13 protein-coding genes and 1 tRNA gene are annotated in these 19,545 nt (G+C 70.1%); 11 read left to right on the top strand and 3 right to left on the bottom strand.

Annotated features, from left to right (window positions below):
- The first annotated feature begins 202 nt into the window (after positions 1-202).
- From F4X11_09060 to F4X11_09040, 5 genes are all read left to right on the top strand, one after another.
- Positions 203-2,320 carry a sulfatase-like hydrolase/transferase gene (locus F4X11_09060; protein MYN65163.1) on the top strand — a complete coding sequence of 706 codons (2,118 nt, stop codon included), beginning with the start codon at positions 203-205 and terminating at the stop codon, positions 2,318-2,320.
- 197 nt (positions 2,321-2,517) lie between these two features.
- A complete protein-coding gene (locus tag F4X11_09055) occupies positions 2,518-5,406 on the top strand; it encodes a TonB-dependent receptor (protein ID MYN65162.1) in 2,889 nt (962 codons plus the stop codon).
- Between the two features lie 16 nt (positions 5,407-5,422).
- Positions 5,423-7,243, top strand: coding sequence for a hypothetical protein (locus tag F4X11_09050; protein ID MYN65161.1), 1,821 nt, complete (start codon positions 5,423-5,425; stop codon positions 7,241-7,243).
- A 51-nt stretch (positions 7,244-7,294) separates the two neighbouring features.
- Positions 7,295-8,071: a c-type cytochrome gene (locus F4X11_09045; protein MYN65160.1), complete on the top strand. Its 777-nt coding sequence runs from the start codon at positions 7,295-7,297 to the stop codon at positions 8,069-8,071.
- Positions 8,072-8,076: 5 nt separating this feature from the next.
- Positions 8,077-9,777, top strand: coding sequence for a PQQ-dependent dehydrogenase, methanol/ethanol family (locus tag F4X11_09040; protein ID MYN65159.1), 1,701 nt, complete (start codon positions 8,077-8,079; stop codon positions 9,775-9,777).
- Positions 9,778-10,004: 227 nt separating this feature from the next.
- Here the strand turns inward: F4X11_09040 and F4X11_09035 are convergent, their stop codons facing one another.
- Together F4X11_09035 and F4X11_09030 are read right to left on the bottom strand one after the other, a co-directional pair.
- Complete coding sequence (locus F4X11_09035; protein MYN65158.1) at positions 10,005-11,363, bottom strand: replication-associated recombination protein A; 1,359 nt, start codon at positions 11,361-11,363, stop codon at positions 10,005-10,007.
- Entirely contained in the window at positions 11,360-12,205 is an 846-nt protein-coding gene (locus F4X11_09030; GenBank protein ID MYN65157.1) for a hypothetical protein, read from the bottom strand. The genes F4X11_09035 and F4X11_09030 overlap by 4 nt, the downstream gene beginning before the upstream one ends.
- Positions 12,206-12,241: 36 nt before the next feature.
- Between F4X11_09030 and F4X11_09025 the strand changes: the two genes are divergently transcribed.
- A complete protein-coding gene (locus F4X11_09025; protein ID MYN65156.1) occupies positions 12,242-12,706 on the top strand; it encodes a transcription elongation factor GreA in 465 nt (154 codons plus the stop codon).
- A gap of 14 nt (positions 12,707-12,720) precedes the next feature.
- Complete coding sequence (locus tag F4X11_09020; protein MYN65155.1) at positions 12,721-14,193, top strand: hypothetical protein; 1,473 nt, start codon at positions 12,721-12,723, stop codon at positions 14,191-14,193.
- Positions 14,194-14,220: 27 nt separating this feature from the next.
- Here the strand turns inward: F4X11_09020 and F4X11_09015 are convergent, their stop codons facing one another.
- Positions 14,221-15,684, bottom strand: coding sequence for a hypothetical protein (locus tag F4X11_09015; protein ID MYN65154.1), 1,464 nt, complete (start codon positions 15,682-15,684; stop codon positions 14,221-14,223).
- A 45-nt stretch (positions 15,685-15,729) separates the two neighbouring features.
- On the opposite strand from F4X11_09015, the gene F4X11_09010 reads away from it, so the two are divergent.
- From F4X11_09010 to F4X11_08995, 4 genes are all read left to right on the top strand, one after another.
- On the top strand, positions 15,730-16,722 hold the full coding sequence (locus F4X11_09010; protein MYN65153.1) for a VWA domain-containing protein: 993 nt from the start codon (positions 15,730-15,732) through the stop codon (positions 16,720-16,722).
- Between the two features lie 62 nt (positions 16,723-16,784).
- On the top strand, positions 16,785-18,791 hold the full coding sequence (gene uvrB, locus F4X11_09005) for an excinuclease ABC subunit UvrB (protein MYN65152.1): 2,007 nt from the start codon (positions 16,785-16,787) through the stop codon (positions 18,789-18,791).
- A 124-nt stretch (positions 18,792-18,915) separates the two neighbouring features.
- Positions 18,916-19,404 carry a hypothetical protein gene (locus tag F4X11_09000; GenBank protein ID MYN65151.1) on the top strand — a complete coding sequence of 163 codons (489 nt, stop codon included), beginning with the start codon at positions 18,916-18,918 and terminating at the stop codon, positions 19,402-19,404.
- 59 nt (positions 19,405-19,463) lie between these two features.
- Positions 19,464-19,538, top strand: a tRNA-Val gene (locus tag F4X11_08995).
- Positions 19,539-19,545 lie beyond the last annotated feature (7 nt).

Raw genomic sequence — 19,545 nt, 5'->3', positions numbered from 1 at the left:
GTCGGCTCGCGCCTACAATTGTCGCATCTGTTTTCTGCGGCGCAGACTCCTAGCCTCTGGGACGTCCGGCGCCCGAGAATTCCGTGGTGCGTTGCTTCGCGGGGGAGATCGCCCCGCAGAAGCCCTGTGAACCATACAGGGAGAGCCGGCCCCGACCGTCGCCGTCCACGATAGACTTGAAGCCCCGCTTGCCGGGCCACCGATGAGTCGCAAGTCACGCAACAGACAGCGCCGTGGCAAGACGCGCTCGCAGCGAGCGGCGAAGCGCGGGACGGCGCCGGCAGCGGTGACGCCGCCCGGCGTTGCATCGCCGGCGTCGTCGTCACGGGCCACCTCGAGGGAGCCGGTGCGGGCCCGGCGCACCGCCGGCGGTCGTTCCCGGGTCCGATCCGGTTCGAGCGGCTCGGCCGCCACCCGGCGCCGCGCTGTCGCCGCCCTGTTGGTCGCGGGCACCGCTGCGGCGCTGGTCTGGCTCTGGTCGGGCGGGCGGCAGCCGCTCGTCGCGCGCACCGCCGAGCAGAACGTGCTTCTGGTCACCATCGACACGCTGCGCGCCGACGCGCTGGGCAGCTACGGCGGTCCGGCCGAGACCCCCAATCTCGATCGCCTCGCGGCGGCCGGCGTCCGCTTCGAGTTCGCCCACGCCCACGCCGTGATGGCGCTGCCGTCGCACGCCAGCATCCTTACCGGGCTCTATCCCTTCGAGCACGGGATTCACGACAACGCGGGCTACCGATTGCCGGAAGAGAGCTTGACGCTGGCCGCGATGCTGCGCGCCGAGGGATTCGCCACCGGCGCGTTCGTCGGCGCCTTCCCGCTCGACAGCCGGTTCGGGCTCGACAACGGTTTCGACGTGTACGACGACCGGTTCGGGCACGCGGAGGGGCCGTACGACCTCACCATCGCGGAACGGCCGGCAGAGGCGGTGGTAGAGGCCGCCCGCACCTGGATCGAGTCGCAGCCGGGACAGTGGTTCGCCTGGGTCCATCTGTTCGATCCGCATGCCGTCTACAGTCCGCCGCCGCCCTTCGACGCACGTTACGCGGCGAGCCCGTATCACGGCGAGGTCGCCTACACCGACCACGCGCTCGGTCCGCTGCTCGACGTCGCCGGCGCCTCGCAAGCGCGCCCGACCCTAGTCGTCGTCACTGCCGACCACGGCGAGGCTTTCGGAGAGCACGGCGAGCGGACCCATGGCCTGTTCGCGTACGAGGCGACATTGCGGGTTCCCCTGGTCGTCGCGCAGATCGGACGCGGATTGGCCGTTCCGGACGAGGGGGCGGTCTCGGCCGAACCGGTCCGACACGTCGACATCGTTCCTTCGGTCCTCGATGCGCTCTCCCTGCCGGCTCCCGCGCTGCCCGGCCGCTCGCTCCTCGACCCGGCGCCCGCCGACACCGAGCCGCTGTCGTACTTCGAGGCGCTGTCCGCCTCGCTGAACCGGGGCTGGGCGCCGTTGCGCGGCGTGCTGGCGGGACGGGACAAGTACATCGATCTGCCCGTGCCGGAGCTCTACGACGTGCGGGCCGACCCGGCCGAATCGAGCAACCTGGCCGCGGGCCGGGCGGGGCGGGCGCGGGAGCTGGAGGCCCTGTTGGCGGACCTGCCGGCGTCGGACCCGCTCGAGCGGCGCGTCGCGGAGACCGCGGAGGTGGTCGAGCGTCTCCGGTCCCTGGGCTACGCGGGCGGAACCGCGCCCGCCAGGGATACCCATACCGAGGACGACGACCCGAAGCGGCTTGCGCACCTGGACGCAGCGATCCACCGCGGTGTCGACCTGTACCGGCGCGGCCGGCCGCGCGAAGCGATAGAGGTCTACCGTGAAGTGATCGCCGAGCGCCCCGATCTGGAGCTGGCCCACCGGCACCTGGCGTACCTCCACTGGTCGCTGGGCGAGGCGGAAGAGGCCGTCGCGACGCTGAGACGGGTTCGGGATGCCGGCATCGCGAGTCCGGCCGCGGCCGGCCAGCTCGGGATGTACCTGGCCGAGAGCGGTGCGGCCGACGAGGCGGTGCCGCTGCTGGAAGCGCTGGTGGCGGGTGAGGGACCCCCGGACGTCAACCCGCTGAACGCGCTGGGCGTCGCCTATGCGCGGCGCGGGGATCACGAACGGGCGCTGGAGACCTTCGAGCGCGTCATCGAGTTGGACCCCGACAGTACACGGGTTCCGGACGCCCTGCTGCGATTGGGCACGGAGCTGGTCGATGCGGGTGATCTCGGCGCGGCGCGGTCCTACCTGGAGCGGTTCGTGGGCACCGCGCCGGCGTCCTACGGCGAGGACATACAGCGCCTGACCGGACTGCTCGAAAGCGGGGGTTGACGGGCGAACGGCCGTCGGACGTCGACTTGTCCGGCCCGGACGCCGGATGACGTGGTAGCACGGTATCGCTTTGGAGATTTCGTGGTGGAACGAATCTGCTGCTACCATGCGCGGAGACGTATCTGGGATCGCGGTGAATTGCCGGGACCCAAGCGCCGGTCATCTGCCGCTCCCGCGCACGTGATGGAGGCGGCGACATGAAGCGGCGAATCCACTTTCCGAATCTGGGCGCGGGGCTCGCGCTCGTCCTGCTCGCGTCGCCCGTTGCGGCACAGGTCGACCTCGGACGAATCGACATCACCGTCGAGGACTCCACCGGCGCGGTGCTGCCGGGCGCAGCCGTGACCATTACCGGACCGCAGGATCGCGCCGACGTATTCACCGACGTGCAGGGCGAGGCGCACCTGCTGCGGCTCCCGGTCGGCACCTACGTGGCGAGCGTCACCCTGCAGGGCTTTCGCACGTTCGTGGACACGGCCGTACAGGTGCGGGCGGCGTCGGCAACCCCGCTGGTCGCAACGCTCGAGGTCGGCGGCGTCGAGGAGACGGTGATGGTCTCCGGCACGGCGCCGATCATCGACCCGCGCCGCCAGAGCACCGATACGCACGTGACGGTGGAGGAGCTGCAGGAGATCCCGTCGGCGCGCGACCCGTGGGTGGTGCTGCAGACGATTCCCGGCGTCGTGGTGGACCGCGTCAACGTCGGCGGGGCGGAATCGGGCCAGCAGTCCATCTACATGGCCAAGGGCGCGAGCGACGACGAGAACACCTGGACGCTCGACGGTGTGGTGATCACCGACATGGCGTCGCTCTCGTCGCCGACCTACTGGGACTTCGACCAGTTCCAGGAGGTGCGCATCAACACGGGCGGGGCGGACGTGCGGAACCAGACCCCGGGCGCCGCCGTGGACGTGGTGCTCAAGAGCGGCACGAACCAGTACCACGGCAGCCTGCGCGGCTACTTCGCCAACGAAGGGCTGCAGCGCGGCAACCTGTCGGAGGAGCTGGCCGAGTCGATCGGCGGCGAGACCGGGAAGGGCAACCGGATGGAGCAGTACGCCGACTACGGCTTCGAGGTCGGCGGCCCGCTCGTGAGGGATCGGCTGTGGGCCTGGGGCTCGCTGGGGGAGACCGACATCCGGCTGCGGACGCTCATCGACACCGCGGATCGCACCACCCTGACCAACCGGGCGCTGAAGGTGCAGGGGCAGGTCGCCGACGGCCTGCGCCTCGGTTTCAATCATTTCAACGGGGCCAAGATCAAGCTCGGGCGCAACGCCGGGCCGACGCGGCCCGACGAGACCACCTGGAACCAGGGGGGCAGCGGCGCGGGCCTGTTCACCGGCACGGCCACCTGGGCCGGGCGCGATCTGGTGGTCAGCGCCAAGGCGACGCAGTACAACTGGGGTTTCTTCCTCACGCCCCGCGGCGGGCTCGACAAGGACGTGTACCGCGACGTGAACCGCGTGTACCACAACTCCTACCTCGATTTCCGATCGTGGCGGCCGCAGTCGGTGATCGATGCCGACGCCAACTGGTTCCGTGGCGACCACGAGCTGCGGCTCGGCTTCAACTGGCGGCGGAACGGCGTGCAGACGGATCTGGTCTGGCCCGGAACGGGGACGCTCTCCCTGCATCTGAACAGCTATCCCGACAACGGCCTGATGCGGACCATCATCTTCGGCGACTCCTCCGTGAACGCGGAGGGCCGGTACCTGAGCTTCTACGCAAGCGACCGGATCGCGAAGGACCGCCTGACCATCGACGTCGGCGTGCGTTTCGACCGGTCGGCGGCGTCGCTGCTGGAATCGAGCCGGCGGGCGAACCCGCTGGTGCCGGACGTGCTCCCCGCTCTGACGTCATCGCCCCTGCGCAACACGCACGTCTTCGACATGCTGGCGCCGCGTATCGGCGTCAGCTACGCGCTCGGCGAGGAGTCGGACACGCTCGTCCGGGCGAGCTACGGGCAGTTCGCCTCGCAGTTGGAGGCGGGGGCTTCCAGCACCCTCGCCGGACCGGTCGACTACTCGGCCGTGTACTATACGGCGATCGATTTCAACGGCGACGGCGTGACGCAACGCGACGAGTTGCTTCTCGACAACGGGATCGTCTTCGCCGAGGGTTTCGATCCCGCCAACCCGACGTCGACCGAAAGCGTCAACCGGGTGGCTTCCGACCTCTCTTCTCCGCGGACGCACGAGCTCATCTTCGGCGTCGATCGGGAGTTGCCGATTTCCAACTCCGCGCTGACCGCGTCGGTGACCTACCGTCGGTTCACCAACCTGACGTGGGAGCCGCTGCTCGGACTCGCGTCCAGCGACTATGGCGTGGTCGACACGATCACCGCGGCGCTGCCGTCGGCCGGCGGCGGCGGGTCGGTCAGCCAGGACGTCTACGCGCCGCTGCCGGGCGTGGCCCTGCCCCCGGGCGGAGGCCGGGAGGAGCGCAACCGGGAGGGCTATCACCAGGGTTACTGGGGTTGGGAGACCGGTTTCACGAAGCGGCTGAGCAACCGCTGGATGGCGCGCATCGCCTACTCCTACAACGACCACCGGGAGTACTTCACGGACCGGGCGGCCGCGATCATCGATCCGACGCCGTCGCCGATCAGCCCGCAGCGCGACGGCGGCCTGGTCATCAGCAGGGAGTCGGGAAGCGGCAAGACGGATTTCTATTTCGTGAGCCCGAAGTTCCAGTTCGTGGCCAACGGGCTCTACGAGGCGCCGTTCGGCATCAACGTCGCCGCCAACCTGCTGATCCGGCAGGGCTTCGGGCAGCCCTACTTCCAGGAGATCCAGGCCCATCCGCGGGACGCGGCGGCGTTCAAGGACGTGCTGCTGGCGCCCGACGTCGGCGATCACCGGTTGCCGGCCATCAGGAGCTTCGACCTGCGGGTCGGCAAGGAGTTCCGGGTCGACGACGTCACGATGAACGTGGACCTCGACTGGTTCAACATTCTGAACGCGAGCACGGTGCTCAAGCGCCAGTACGACGTGGGCACGGCCGAGGGCCCGACCGGTCCGGGCAGGACGTTGGAGATAATGAACCCGAGCCTGCTGCGCGTCGGCTTCCGGCTCGGCTTCTGACCATCCGGGAGCGGCCATGCGGTGTACGCCATGCGTGCGGGGGGCGGCGAGGATGGTCCTGTTCGCGGCGGGAGTCGCCGCCGGCTCGCCCGATTCGGCCGTCGCGCAGAATCCCTGCCCCGCTGCACCGTCCCCGACCACCGTCCGGAACGCAATCCCCCCGAGCCTGCTGCCCGTCGAAGCCGGCAAGCGGTCCGGATTCATCGACGACGGCGCGCGTTGGGGCGTGCTCGACAGCATCTGGAACCACCGGTCCGCGGTGGAGCGGGGACTTCTGCGGCCGGTGTCCGCGGCCGGGTCGAACGAGGACCAGGGCGAGATCGCGGTGCTGCAGGACGAGGGCGATCTGTTCCGCGCCTCGAACATCTACGACCTGCGGGACGTCACCCTGCGGTTCGCCGCGAACGACGACGGCGGTTACGACGTGGAGTACCTGGGGACCGCTGCCTGGCGCTCGTCGCTGGGGGACGCCCTGACGCTGGACGACGACGACAGCGCTCCGCTGGCGCTGTCGTTCGATTTCCCTTTCTATGCGACGACCCATGACGGCGCGTTCGTCAACTCCGACGGCAACATCACGTTCGAGGAGGGCGACAGCGCCAGCACGGCCCGCGGCGTGTCCCGCCTGCTGTCGGGACCGCCGCGCGTCGCGCCGTTTCTCGCCGACCTCGATCCGTCGGTCGGCGGCACGGTCTATTCGCAATCCGGCGCCGACGCGGCCACCGTGACCTGGTGCGACGTGCCGGGGTTCGAATCGCAGAGCACGACCACGGTGCAGGTGAGCCTGCTGTCGACCGGCGCGATCGAGATGACGTTCGATCCGGATGTGGGGCTCGGCGAGGCCATCGTCGGCCTTTCCCCGGGGCGCACCACGGCGTTCGAGTCGGTCGATCTGAGCGCTGCGGCGGGGGCGGCGGGCGGAGCCGCGGCGGTGGGCGAACGCTTCGCGTTGCGGGGCGAGCTCGACACGGTGGCGGTGGCCCGGAAGTTTCTGCAGACCCACCCGGACGCCTACGATCAGATCGTCATCTGGACCGACCAGCCCGTGCTCTTCGATGCCTTCGCCTACGAGATCACCATCGGCAACCGGATCCAGGGCATCGGGCAGGCCGTATACGACATTCCGGCCGACTTCGGCAGCGACACGCTGACCAGCATCGTCGTCATGGGCTGGCTCGGCAAGTACTCCGACGACCCGGAGAAGAAGGTGAACCGCGAGAACACCACGCTGAGCCTGCTCGGCCATGAGACCGGCCATCGCTGGCTCGCCTTCCTGGACTTCAGCGATCACGACCGGGAGCGGTCGTCGGCGCTGCTCGGCCGGCAACAGGCGCACTGGAGCTTCTTCGTCGACAGCGACGCGTCGGTGATGGAGGGCAACGACATCGAGGACCTCGGCGGCGGGGCGTTCCGCACGGTGGCCGCGGTCGAGGGCTACAGCGCGCTCGACCAGTACGCGATGGGTCTGCGCCACGACCACGAGGTGCCGGCGTTCTTCTACGTCGAGGCGCCGACCAACGCCATGCCGCCCGCCCGCAGCGCCGGATCGCCGCAGGTGGGGGTGACGTTCAACGGCACGAGGCGCGAGGTGTTGATAGCGGACATCATCGAGGTCGAAGGCCCCCGCGTGCCGAGCGCCGACGAATCGCCGCGCGTCCACCGGCAGGCGTTCGCGTACGTCGTCAGGAACGGGCGCGAGGCCAATCCCGATCACGTGGCGAAGCTGGATGCGATCCGCCGGCAGTGGGAGCCGTTCTTCGCCGCGGCCACGGACGAGCGCATGCGGGTCGAGACCCGCTTGCGCCCCCCGGCGTCCGCCGGGACCACCGATCCGTGAGCCCCGCCGCGTTGCGCGCGGCCGGATCTACAATGCGCCAGAGGAAATCCCATGCAACGATTGATTCGCGGGCGGTGGCTGGTCGCGTGCGCGGGCTTCTGTCTTGTCGCCGGGATCGGGCCAGGACACGCGCAGGATCACACCGAGTACGAGCCGGCCGACATCGAGTACGGCCGCAGCGTGTACCTGGAACAATGCGCGGCCTGCCACGGTGAGGACGGGGCGGCCGTGGCGGGGGTCGACCTGCGCAGCGGCCAGTTGCGGCGCGCGGCGCTCGACCGCGAGTTGATCCAGGTCATCCGGGACGGTATTCCCGGGACGGGGATGCTCGCCATCGAACTCGACACCGCCGAGATGACCGGCATCGTCGCCTACCTGCGCAACATGACCTACGAGATCGACGTCGCCATGCTGGGCGATGCCGCCCGCGGACGGGCGATCTTCGAGGGGGCGGGCGACTGCCTGAGCTGCCACCGACTGCAGGGCCAGGGGTTCCGGACCGGGCCGGACCTGACGCGGATCGGTTCCGTCCGGACGCTGAGCGCGCTACGGCGCTCGCTGCTCGACCCGACCGGCACGATGCGGCCCATCGATCGCCCGGTGGAGCTGGTGACGGCGGACGGTGCGCGTATCACCGGCCGCCGCCTGAACGAGGACACCTACACGGTGCAGATTCTCGACGACGACGCGCGTCTGCGGTCGTTCGACAAGGTTGACCTGCGTGAGTTCCGCGTGATCGAGCAGTCGCCGATGCCCGCTTACGGGGATCGGTTCGATGCGGCGGAGCTCGCGGATCTGCTGGCGTATCTCGTGTCCCTGAAAGGCTGAAAACAATGACGCGACGCATGGAGACCGCGCGGCGGTTCGCGGTGGCCGGGGTGCTGGTCGGGCTGACGGCCGCCGGTCCTTCGGCGCAGGACGTGTCGTTCGAACGGCTGAGCAGGGCGGCGGAGGCGCCGGCCGACTGGCTGACCTACTCGGGCACCTACTACAGCCAGCGCTACAGCGAGCTGGACCAGGTGACGGCCGCCAACGTGCGGGACCTGCAGCTCCAGTGGGTGTACCAGACGCCGGTGTTCGGTCCGTGGCAGTCCACGCCGCTGGTCGTGGACGGCGTGATGTACCTGACGCAGCGGCCCAACGACGTGGTGGCCCTCGACGCCCGGACGGGGCGCGTCTTCTGGGTCTACAGCTACGCGACGCCGCCCGACCACCGGGCCTGCTGCGGCTCGAACAACCGCGGCGTCGCGATACTGGGCAACCGGGTGTTCATGGCCACTCTCGATGCGCACGTGGTGGCGCTCGATGCGGCGACCGGCGCCGAGCTCTGGGACGTGGAGCTGGCGGACCGCCACCTGGCCTACTCCTTCACCCTGGCGCCGCTGGTCGTCGAGGACAAGGTGATCATCGGCTCGGCCGGGGGCGACCGCGGCATCCGCGGCTTCATCACGGCACTGGACGCGGCCACCGGGGAGGAAGTGTGGCGCTTCCACACCATCCCGGGACCGGGGGAGCCGGGGCACGAGACGTGGGAGGAGTGTCCTCCGGATCCGGAGACGTACTGCGACCCGGAGGCATGGATGCACGGCGGCGCAGCCGCGTGGCTGACCGGGTCGTACGACCCGGCGTTGAACTTGATGTACTGGGGCCTGGGCAACCCGGGGCCCGACTTCAATCGCCACCAGCGTCCCGGCGACAACCTCTACTCGGACTCGGTCGTGGCGCTCGACGCCGACACCGGCGAGCTCCGCTGGCACTTCCAGTTCACGCCCAACGACCCGTACGACTACGACGCGGTGCAGATCCCCGTGCTGGCCGACATCGAGCGCAACGGCATCGAGCTGAAGGCGATGCTGTGGGCCAATCGCAACGGCTTCTACTACGTGCTGGACCGGGAGACGGGCCGTTTCCTGACCGGGCAGCCGTTCGTGACGGTGAACTGGGCGGAGGGACTCGACGACAACGGTAGGCCGATCGAGACGCCCCAGCCGCCCGGGGCGCCCACCTACCCCGGGGTTCAGGGGGGGACGAACTGGTACTCGCCGTCCTACAGTCCACGGACGGAGATGATGTACGTCCCGGCCTGGGAGTCGTATGCGTCCGTCTTCGACGCGCAGCCGCAGGAGTATGCGCCGGGGCGTCCGTTCGTCGGCGGGCGGCCGAGGACGGCCGAGCCGGTGCCCGACGCCCCCACCGTGCCGGGGCTGACCCGTGGGCCCGTCAACACCTGGACGGCCGCCGCCGGGAGCGGAGCGGTGGTGGCGCTCGACGCGCTGACCGGCGAGACGCGGTGGAAGTTCGAAATGACCGACGTCACGAGCAGCGGCATCCTCACCACCGCCTCGGACCTGCTGTTCACCGGCGCCCGTTCCGGCTACTTTCAGGCCCTGGACGCCCGCACCGGCGATCTGTTGTGGCGGGTCGGCCTGGGCGGCCAGATCGTCAACGGCCCGATGACCTACGAGGTGGACGGCAGACAGTACGTCGCGGTCATCGCCGGCAGTTCCCTGTCGACGTTCGCCCTGCGCGACTGACCGCGTTCCCGCGGCCGGCCTCCCCCACGGGCTCGCGGGGACCGGGGCCGGCCTCTATCCCGCCGTCCGCTTCACGAGGAACCAGCCGGCGACGAAGGCGGCGACGCCGGCGCCGAACAGACGCGGGCTTGGCCCGAGCGGCCCGGCGGTGACGATGGAGACGAGCAGCAGCCACATCCCGAGGAGCTGCAGCCCGCGGCCCGCGTAGTAGAGCATTCCCGGCACGGCTACGGCTCCTCCGTCCGCGCGGGGGTGGTTTGCCCCTTCGCGCGCTTCAGCGCCCGCCACGCGTCGAGCCGGCGGGCGACTTCCTTCTCGTATCCCCGGGTGGTCGGCCGGTAGTACCGGCGGCCGGCGAGCGCGGGGGGCAGACAGTCCATGCCGGTGACGCCGTCCGGATCGTCGTGCGCGTAGGCGTACCCGTCCCCGTAGCCCTGTTCTTTCATCAGCCGGGTCGGCGCGTTGCGCAGGTGCAGGGGGACCGGCTCCGCCACCTGCTCGTGCGCGTCGGCCGCGGCCCGGTTGTACGCGGCGTAGACGGCGTTGCTCTTGGGCGCGGTGGCGAGATAGGTGACGGCCTGCGCCAGCGCGGTGTTGCCCTCCGGCATGCCGATGAAGTGCACCGCCTCCTTGGCCGCGACCGCTACCGCAAGGGCGTTCGGGTCGGCGTTTCCGACGTCCTCGGAGGCGAAGCGCACGAGACGCCGCGCGATGTACAGAGGCTCCTCGCCCGCCTCGATCATGCGCGCCAGCCAGTAGACTCCGGCGTCCGGATCGCTGTTGCGCAGCGACTTGTGCAGCGCCGAGATCAGGTTGAAGTGCTCGTCGCCCGACTTGTCGTAGAGCAGGGCGCGCTTCTGGATGGCTCGCGCCAGCAGCTCCCGGTCGATGCGTCCGGAGCCGGCCAGGGTGGCGGCCAGCTCCAGCAGGTTGAGCGCCACGCGCGCGTCCCCGCTGGCGTGGCGCGCGATGGCCGCGAGGGCGTCGTCGTCCGCCGCGACCCCGGTCGAGCCGAGGCCGCGTTCGGAATCCGCGACCGCCCGTCGTAGGATGGCCGCCGTCTCGTCCGTCGCCAGCGGCTGCAGCACGAAGACCTTGGAACGCGACAGCAGCGCCGCGTTGACCTCGAACGACGGGTTCTCGGTGGTGGCGCCGATCAGCGCGATGTCGCCCGCCTCGACGCGGGGCAGAAAGGCATCCTGCTGCGCCTTGTTGAAGCGGTGGATCTCGTCCACGAACAGGATCGTGCGCCGTGCGAGCTCGCGGCGCGCCGCCTGGGCCTCGGCCATCACCGCCTTGATGTCCTTGATGCCGGACAGGACGGCGCTGAAGGCGATGAAATGGGCGCGGGTGACCGTGGCGATCAGGCGCGCGATGGTCGTCTTGCCGGTGCCCGGCGGACCCCAGAGGATGATCGATTGCAGGGCGTCGCGCTCGATCGCGGCGCGCAGCGGCCGACCGGGCGCCAGCAGCTCCTGCTGGCCCACGAGCTCCTCGAAGGTCCGCGGGCGCATCCGCTCCGCGAGCGGCGCCTCGACGGCGCGCCGGTCCGGCGCGGCGGACTCGAACAGGTGGCCTGACTTCATACCGCCATTCGTTGCCGGCGGACTTCGTACGCGAGGACGGCGGCCGCCACCGCGGCGTTGAGCGATTCGACGCCGCCGGCCATCGGAATCGAGACCACGGCGTCGGCCGAGCGGTGGAACGGGCTCTCGATACCCGCACCCTCCCCGCCGATCAGAATCAGCGCCGGCCGCGTCAGGTCGAGATCGTACATCGACCGGCCGTTCCGCGGGACCGCGGCGAGCACCTCGCAGCCGGCTCGCCGGGCCTGTTCGGGCAGGTCGCTCGCCTCGCCCGCGTCCGCTACCGGCAGCCGGAAAGTACTGCCCATGGCCCCGCGGAGCGCCTTCCATCCGAAGGGGTCGGCCGCCGCCCCGGTGACGACGACGCCGCCGGCGCCGGCCGCGTCGGCCGCCCGGACGATGGCCCCGAGATTGCCCGGGTCCTGCACGCCGGCCGGCGCGATGAGGCAGCCGTGCGCGGCGCGGGCAAGTACTTCCTCGACCGACGGAGCGCGATGGCGCGCGAGCGCGACGGCGGTGGAGGGGGAGCGGAGGGGGCTGGCGGCCGCCAGCACGGGGTCCGAGCCGGCCGCGACATCGATACGGTTCGCCTCGCAATCCGCCACGAGCGCGTCGAGGGCCGGCGCGCCGCGCCGGAGCGCAGATGCGGCCACCAGAACGGATTCCAGACGGACGCCGGCGCGCCGCGCGTCGGCGATCAGGCGCCGCCCGTCGAGCAGCAGATGCGTCCGCGACCGGCGGTTCGTGCGGAGGGCGGACCGGAAACGGACGACGAGCGGGTTCCGGCGACTGGTGACGGTTTCCACGGAATCCGCGGCGCTGCGCGGCGCCGGGCCGAGCATAACAGATGTGCTAGGCTACAAGGCTGCAATCTGCTCATGAAGGCAAGACTGCTCAAGCGGATCGAGGGCGAGATTCAGACGCTGGAGCGCGAGCTCACTCGCGAGCTTCCCAAGGAGATTCAGCGGGCCCGGGAGCTGGGCGACCTGCGCGAGAACGCCGAGTACCAGGCGGCGAAGGAGCGGCAGCGACTCGTCGAGGCCCGCATCGGCATGCTGCGGACCCGGGTCGCGGAAATCGCGCTGATGAACCTCGACCGCCTGCCGCATGATCGGGCGGCGCTCGGGTCGACCGTACTGCTGCGCGCGGAGGACGGGGCGACCATCACCTACGAGCTGGTGATGCCCGAGGATGCCGATCCCGCGAAGGGGTGGGTGTCGACCGCGTCCCCGATCGGCCGGGCCATCGTCGGCCGGGAGGAAGGCGACGAAATCCAGGTCAAGACGCCGAGCGGCGTCCGCGAGTTCGAGATCGTCGAGCTGACCACTATCCACGAGTCCTGAGCGCCTGCCAGTCCGTGGCTTCCATCGACACGGTTCGCCGGTACGTCCCGCAGTTGCGGACGGCGCTCGTCCTCGCCGGCACCGGCGCCGCCGGCGCGTATCACGCCGGTGTGCTGCGCGCATTGGTCGAGGCCGGCGTCAAGATCGATCTCGTCGCCGGGCGCGGGATCGGCGCCGTCGGGGCGATGTTCGCGGCGGTGGACGGCGGCTCGCGCCTGTGGGCGCAGAGCGGGCTGTGGCGCAGCCCCGGCGTGCGCCGCACCTACCGCTGGCGGCCTACGTTGCGCGGCGCGGCGTGGATGCTCGCCGCCGCGTTCGCGACGACGCTGCTGCCGGTCGCGGCGCTGGCGCTGGCGGCCGTCGTGTTTCCCGTCGGGTACTTCCTGGTCCTGATCGGCGTCGAGGTCGGCGGCGATCTGTCGACGGCCTATGGCGGCTGGCTCCGCACGGTCTTCGCGCCGTCGGTGCTGCCGGTCTACCTGCCCCGACTCGTGGTGATCGCGGTCGCTTCGCTGCTGGCGTTGCTGGCCCTCGATGTCATCGAGCGCGCGCTGCGGCCCCGGGGGCGGCGGCCGGGTCGCGGCGGGCTGTGGTGGCGGCTGCTGGGGGCGCCGATCGACCGCGCGCAGGCCGTAGCATGGTTCAGTGGCGGCCTGTGGCAGATCATGCACGGGTCGCGGGTGCAGCGTCCCAACGCCGACGAGCTGGGCCGGCGCTATGCCGAGCTGCTCCAGGAGAACCTGGGGCAGCCCGGGTTTCGCGAGCTGCTGATGCTGGTCCACGACGTCGACGCGCGGCGCGACGTCGCCTTCGCCCTGCTCGCCGAGCCGTACCGCGGCGAGTTCCTGCAGGGGCAGCCCGGGGAGGACGCCGCGGCGCGGCCGCTCGAGACGGTGGACTTGTCGCAGGACGCGCAGCGGCACGCGATGGACGCTTTCGCCGCCGCGCTGTGCCTGCCCGTCGCCACCGACCCGCACCACGTGACGTTCGCGCACGACAGTGCCTGGCAGGGGGAGACGCACCGGTTCTGCGATCGGCCCGACAGCACGGCGCGTCTGCTGGAAGAGGTGGCGCGGGCCGGCGTCCAGCAGGTCATACTGGTCTCGGCCGTACCGTCCGCCAGCGGCCCGCATGCGCTCGGCGCGGCGCGCCGGGACATCCGCGGCAAGGCGGGGGAATACCTGCTCGGCGTCGAGACCGTTTCGCTTCAGGAGGCGATCGACGTCCGGCGCGGGCTGTTCCAGTCCCTGTTCGAGGTCAGGCCGGCGCACAACCCGGTCGGCCCCTTCGACGTGGCCGGGTGTTACGACGAGCGGTCCGACCGCAAGCAGACCCTGGCCGAGCTGGTCGATCGCGGCTACCAGGACGGCTTTCGGCAGTTCGTCGACGCCGTCCTGGGGGCCAGCGGCGAGCTCATCGAGGCGCCGCCGGCAGAGCGGGCGGACGCTCCGGCGTCCTTTTCGGCCCGTCTGGCGGGCCAGGACTGAGCGGAGAGGCCTGCGGCGCCGCGTGTCTCAGCCCTCGGGCGACCGCAGCTTCGCGGATGTACGGAAGCCCCTGCCCGCCGTTCGCCGTTCGCCGCTCTGCGGCTCGCGCAGGAAGCGGGCGGCGAGGTCGGCGAGCCGGCCCGCGATCTCGCTGTCCTCGACCGATTCGAACTTCGTCCGGAATGCGTCGAGCGGCACCACCGCCTTGGCCATGGCGCGATGTCCTCCCGCGCTGCCGATATCGTTGAACCACCGCTTGACGAACTCGCCGGCGTTGCGCGAGTAGCCCAGATTCCGGACCGAGACGACGAGCCGGTCGCCGACGATGCCGGACACGACGGACCACTTGACGTCCTCGAGCTGCAGGAGGAAATCCGCGACGTACGGCACGAGGTCGTCCCGCGGCGCCTCGCCGATGTGCGCCGCGAACACCTGGTCGCGCATCCGGCCCGACTGCACGCCCCGCGTCACGTGCCGCAGCCGCTCCAGCGTGATCTCGGAGCCTTCCATCTTGCGGACCAGCGCCGGGTCGGCGAGGGGATAGAGATAGGTGAACGCCTCCAGGTCGCTGCGGTTCGTCTGCCGCGACAGGAACAGCGTGTCGGACTTGATGGCGTAGAGCATCGCCGTGGCGATGCGTTCCGAGATGTTCACGTCCGTGGCCCGCAGATGCTCGGTGAGGATCGTGGCCGTCGAGCCGTAATCGGGGCGGATGTCCTTGAAGATCGTCGTGTAGCCGGTCCGTTCCGGGTGGTGGTCGATGACCAGGTCCACGCGTCCGAGCAACCCCCCGAAATAGTGCGGCTGGACGTCGACGGTGGCGATGCGGTCGAACTCGCCGAGCGACTCGGCGGTCAGGGCCTGCACCCGGATGTCGAGCAGGTTCGCCATGCGCAGGTTCTCGGGGCGGGTCACCCCGTGGAACGCGCCGATGATGGCGGTGGCCTTGGTGCGGTGGAGCAGCGCGCGCAGCGCGAGGCCGCTCGCCAGCGCGTCGGGGTCGGGATCGTGGTGCAGGAGAATGAGCACGCGGTCGGCGTCGGCGAAGTAGCGCTGGTACTGCTGGACCCGCGAACGGGTGAGCGCGCGGCCGAGCGCGCCGAGCAGCGAGCCCTTGAGCAGATCGCCGAGGCTCAACGCGCTGACTTCGGGAAAGGCGGCGAGGCACTCGTCGGATCGTTTCGAGCGGCGCTCGGCGACGTCGAGCACGTAGGTCAGCACCGCGCCGGCGTCGGCCAGCGCTTCCAGAATGCGCCTCACGCTGCGGCGCCCGCCGTCCTCGACGATGACGCAGGTAGCCGGCGTCACGTCCATGCGGAGGTAGGTGTCGATGCGCCGCGGATCGCCGGCCCGGGCGGGAATCCCGGCGTCGTGGAGGCGGCGGGCCAAGGCGCGATCCTCTACCAGGAACTCGATGTCGAGAGACGGCACGAGCGCCTGGTGCAGCGTCCTGACGACCAGGGCATCCTGGCAGACCGCCACGCACCTCATGGCAGCCTCGAATTATACGCCGGTCCGCGCCCGCTGCCTGTACGGATGTCCCGGGATGGATCGGAACGACCGTCCGGGTGCGCTATCATCGCGGCCATGAAGTGGCAAGGAATCGTCCTGGCGGTTCTGCTCCTCGCGCCTGCCTCGGCACAGGGACAACAGCCGTTGTTCACCAGTCGGATCGATCTGGTGCACCTCGGCGTCACCGTCGTCGATCGGGAAGGCAACCTGGTGACCGACCTGACGCGCGACGATTTCGAGGTGCTCGAGGACGGCCGTCCCCAGGAGGTGCGCTACTTCTCGCTCGGGCTCGCCAGCGACGCGGAGACGATTCCCCTGCACATCGGCATGCTGCTCGACATGAGCAGCAGCATGGAGCGGAACGACCGGTTCCAGAAGACCGCCGCGATCAGGTTCCTCAACACGTTGACCTATGCCGCCGACATCACGCTGGTCGACTTCGACACCGAGGTGCGGGTGGGCCGCTACGGGCAGCAGGACTTCGGCCGGCTGATCGAGCGCGTGCGGGGGCGTCGGCCCGAAGGCTACACGGCCCTGTACGACGCCCTCGGCGTCTACCTGGACGGCGCGTTCGAGCAGGACGGCCGCAAGGTGCTGGTGCTCTACACGGATGGCGAGGACACCCGCAGCCGCCTCTCGATGCGGGACGCGCGAGATCTGCTGCGGGCGTCCGACGTCACCGTCTACGCCATCGGCTTCCAGCGCAACCTGCGTTCCAGGGCGCGCCAACGGCAGCGGATGCGGCTGGGCCGGCTGACGGAGCTCACCGGGGGCACCGCCTACTTCCCGCAGTCGCTGAACGCGCTCGAGGAGATCTACGAGACGATCGTCGAGGAGCTGGACGCGCGGTACTCGCTCGGGTTCATCTCGACCAACACCCGCCGGGACGGGAGCTGGCGCGAGGTCGAGGTCCGCCTGCGTCCGGACCGCGCCGATCTGCGGCGCGCGAGGGTGCGGGTCCGGGAGGGGTACTACGCGCTCTGGAACGAGGCCGAGGCTTCCGCCGACCCGCGCTGACGGCCCGGCTCCGTCCCTCGTGGTAGCATGCCGGATCGCCCTGGTGACAGGCGGTCTCGTCCATGCCTTCCACGTACGATCGGTTCACCCTCGTTTCCGACTTCGAGCCGCGCGGTGATCAGGAGCGTGCGATCGGCGAGCTGATCGAGGGCCTGAACCGCGGCGACCGGCATCAGGTCCTACTCGGCGTGACCGGCTCGGGCAAGACGTTCACGATGGCCCAGGTCGTGGCGGCGGTCAACCGCCCGACGCTGGTCATGGCCCACAACAAGACCCTGGCCGCGCAGCTCTACCAGGAGTTCAAACGCTTCTTCCCCGACAACGCGGTGGAGTATTTCGTCAGCTATTACGACTATTACCAGCCCGAGGCCTACATGCCGGCGACCGACTCGTACATCGAGAAGGAAGCGACGATCAACGACGAGATCGACCGCCTCCGGCTGTCGGCCACCCGTGCGCTGTTCGAGCGGCGGGACGTGCTGATCGTCGCGAGCGTCTCGTGCATCTACGGGCTCGGATCCCCGGAGGCGTACTACGGGATGCTGCTCGCGCTCGAGCGGGGCCAGCGGATCGATCGCGACGCCATCCTCCGCAAGCTCGTCGAGATCCAGTACGAGCGGAACGATCACGACTTCGCGCGCGGCGTGTTCCGGGTCCGCGGCGACATCATCGAGGTGTATCCGTCCTACGACGAGCAGGCCGTGCGGATCGAGCTGTTCGGGGACGAGGTCGACGAGCTGCTGAGCTTCGACCCGTTGACCGGGCGCGCGCACCAACGGCACGACCGCATCGCGGTGTATCCGAAGTCGCACTTCGTGATGCCGCGCGAGCACACGGTGCAGGCGGTCGACTCGATCAAGGCGGAGCTGGCCGAGCGCCGCATGCAGTTGGAGCAGCTCGGCAAGCTGCTCGAAGCGCAACGGCTGCACCAGCGCACCATGTTCGACCTGGAGATGATGAAGGAGATCGGCTACTGCCACGGGATCGAGAACTACTCGCGGCACCTGTCCGGCCGCGCCCCGGGGGAGCCGCCGCCCACCCTGCTCGACTATCTTCCGGACGACGCGCTGACGATCATCGACGAGAGCCACCAGACGGTGCCGCAGGTGCGCGGGATGTACCACGGCGACCGCGCGCGCAAGGACGTGCTGGTCGAGTACGGCTTCCGGCTGCCGTCGGCCATCGACAATCGCCCCTTGACCTTCGACGAGTGGAAGGGACGCGTCGGGCAGGTGGTCTTCGTCTCCGCGACGCCCGGCCCGTACGAGCTGGAGCGCAGCGCCGGGGTGGTCGTGGAGCAGATCATCCGCCCGACGGGGTTGGTCGATCCGGCGGTCGACGTGCGTCCCGTGAAGGGTCAGGTCGACGACCTGCTGCACGAGATCCGGCTGCGCGCGGAACGCCGGGAGCGCGTGCTGGTGACCACCCTCACCAAGCGGATGGCGGAGGACCTCACGCAGTTCTACCAGGAACTGGGGGTGCGGGTCCGTTACCTGCACTCGGACATCGACACGCTGGAGCGCGTCGAGATCCTGCGCGACCTGCGGCGGGGCGCCTTCGACGTCCTGGTCGGCATCAATCTGCTGCGGGAGGGGCTGGATCTGCCGGAGGTGTCGCTGGTCGCGATTCTGGACGCCGACAAGGAGGGCTTTCTGCGGTCGGCCGGATCCCTCATCCAGACCGCGGGTCGTGCGGCGCGCAACGTGAACGGGCGGGTCGTGATGTACGCGGATGCGGAGACCGACTCGATGCGGGCGGCACTGACCGAGATGGCCCGGCGTCGCGAGCGGCAGGAGGCGTACAACCGCGAGCACGGGATCACCCCGGCGTCGGTCAGCAAGGACATCGAGAGCGTGCTGACCAGTGTGTACGAGCGCGACTACGCCGCGGTTCCCGCCGCCGAGCCGCCCGGCCCGACCTACCGCAGCCAGGCCGAGGTGGACGAGCGCATCGCCGCCTTGCAGAAGGAGATGCGCGCCGCCGCGGCGAATCTCGAGTTCGAGCGGGCAGCCGTTCTGCGGGACCAGGTGCGGGATCTCCGCAGGCTGGAGATTGGCGTCTCGCCGTGATGTGAGAAGATGGGAGCGGACCGGCCGGACAACTGGAAATCGGTCGTTGACGCCAACCGTCGCCGGTGGTAGAACGTGTGCACGGGCCGGCGCCGGCTCTGGCGCCGTCGAAGGGAGATTCACCATGTCGAGTTTGGAGATCCTCAGACGGGTGGCGGTCGTCGTCGTTCTGGCGGCGGTGGCTTTCGCGGCGCAGGCGCAGGCGCAGGAATCGGAGTCCGCGCCCCTGGCCGCAGAGCTGGCCGAGTTGTTGAGCGCCTCCGGGATGGGCGCCATCGCGGCGCGGGACACGGCGGACGAGGACCGGTTCGTAGCCGCGCTGGCGTTTCCCGGCACGCTTCTCGTCGTGTCGGCGCGCCTGGAGGTGGCGCTGTACGTGGAGCAGAAGATCGCCGACGGGCAGTATCGCGAGGCCTACATCGATCTGAACGCGGCGTCGATTCCAGAGACGAAGGTGTTGATCACCGACACCGGGGCGGACGGCCTCTCCGGCGGAGACGATTCGGCCGACATGGTCGATACCGGTTCGGGCGCGGCCCGGTACGATGGCGATGCGGACGCCGACGCGCAGTACGCGCGCATGCTGCGGGCACTGATCGCCGAGGCGCGCTGATTTCGCTCCGGTTGGCGGCGGAGTGAGTCTTCGATTACACTGCGGGTTCGATCCGGATCGGGCGCTTGGCTCAGTGGTAGAGCATCGCCTTCACACGGCGGGGGTCAGTGGTTCGAATCCACTAGCGCCCACCACTGCCCG

The organism is Acidobacteriota bacterium (assembly GCA_009861545.1).
Lineage (GTDB): Bacteria > Acidobacteriota > Vicinamibacteria > Vicinamibacterales > UBA8438 > WTFV01.
The sequence above is the reverse complement of the archived record's forward strand: the minus strand, read 5'-3'. Positions and strand labels throughout refer to the sequence as shown.

Coding starts and splice junctions, on each gene's coding strand:
- F4X11_09035 (MYN65158.1), bottom strand. CDS start 11,363: ATGAAGTCAGGCCACCTGTTCGAGTCCGCCGCGCCGGACCGGCGCGCC.
- F4X11_09050 (MYN65161.1), top strand. CDS start 5,423: ATGCGGTGTACGCCATGCGTGCGGGGGGCGGCGAGGATGGTCCTGTTC.
- F4X11_09040 (MYN65159.1), top strand. CDS start 8,077: ATGACGCGACGCATGGAGACCGCGCGGCGGTTCGCGGTGGCCGGGGTG.
- F4X11_09025 (MYN65156.1), top strand. CDS start 12,242: ATGAAGGCAAGACTGCTCAAGCGGATCGAGGGCGAGATTCAGACGCTG.
- F4X11_09030 (MYN65157.1), bottom strand. CDS start 12,205: ATGCTCGGCCCGGCGCCGCGCAGCGCCGCGGATTCCGTGGAAACCGTC.
- F4X11_09045 (MYN65160.1), top strand. CDS start 7,295: ATGCAACGATTGATTCGCGGGCGGTGGCTGGTCGCGTGCGCGGGCTTC.
- F4X11_09000 (MYN65151.1), top strand. CDS start 18,916: ATGTCGAGTTTGGAGATCCTCAGACGGGTGGCGGTCGTCGTCGTTCTG.
- F4X11_09060 (MYN65163.1), top strand. CDS start 203: ATGAGTCGCAAGTCACGCAACAGACAGCGCCGTGGCAAGACGCGCTCG.
- uvrB (MYN65152.1), top strand. CDS start 16,785: ATGCCTTCCACGTACGATCGGTTCACCCTCGTTTCCGACTTCGAGCCG.
- F4X11_09055 (MYN65162.1), top strand. CDS start 2,518: ATGAAGCGGCGAATCCACTTTCCGAATCTGGGCGCGGGGCTCGCGCTC.
- F4X11_09010 (MYN65153.1), top strand. CDS start 15,730: ATGTCCCGGGATGGATCGGAACGACCGTCCGGGTGCGCTATCATCGCG.
- F4X11_09015 (MYN65154.1), bottom strand. CDS start 15,684: ATGAGGTGCGTGGCGGTCTGCCAGGATGCCCTGGTCGTCAGGACGCTG.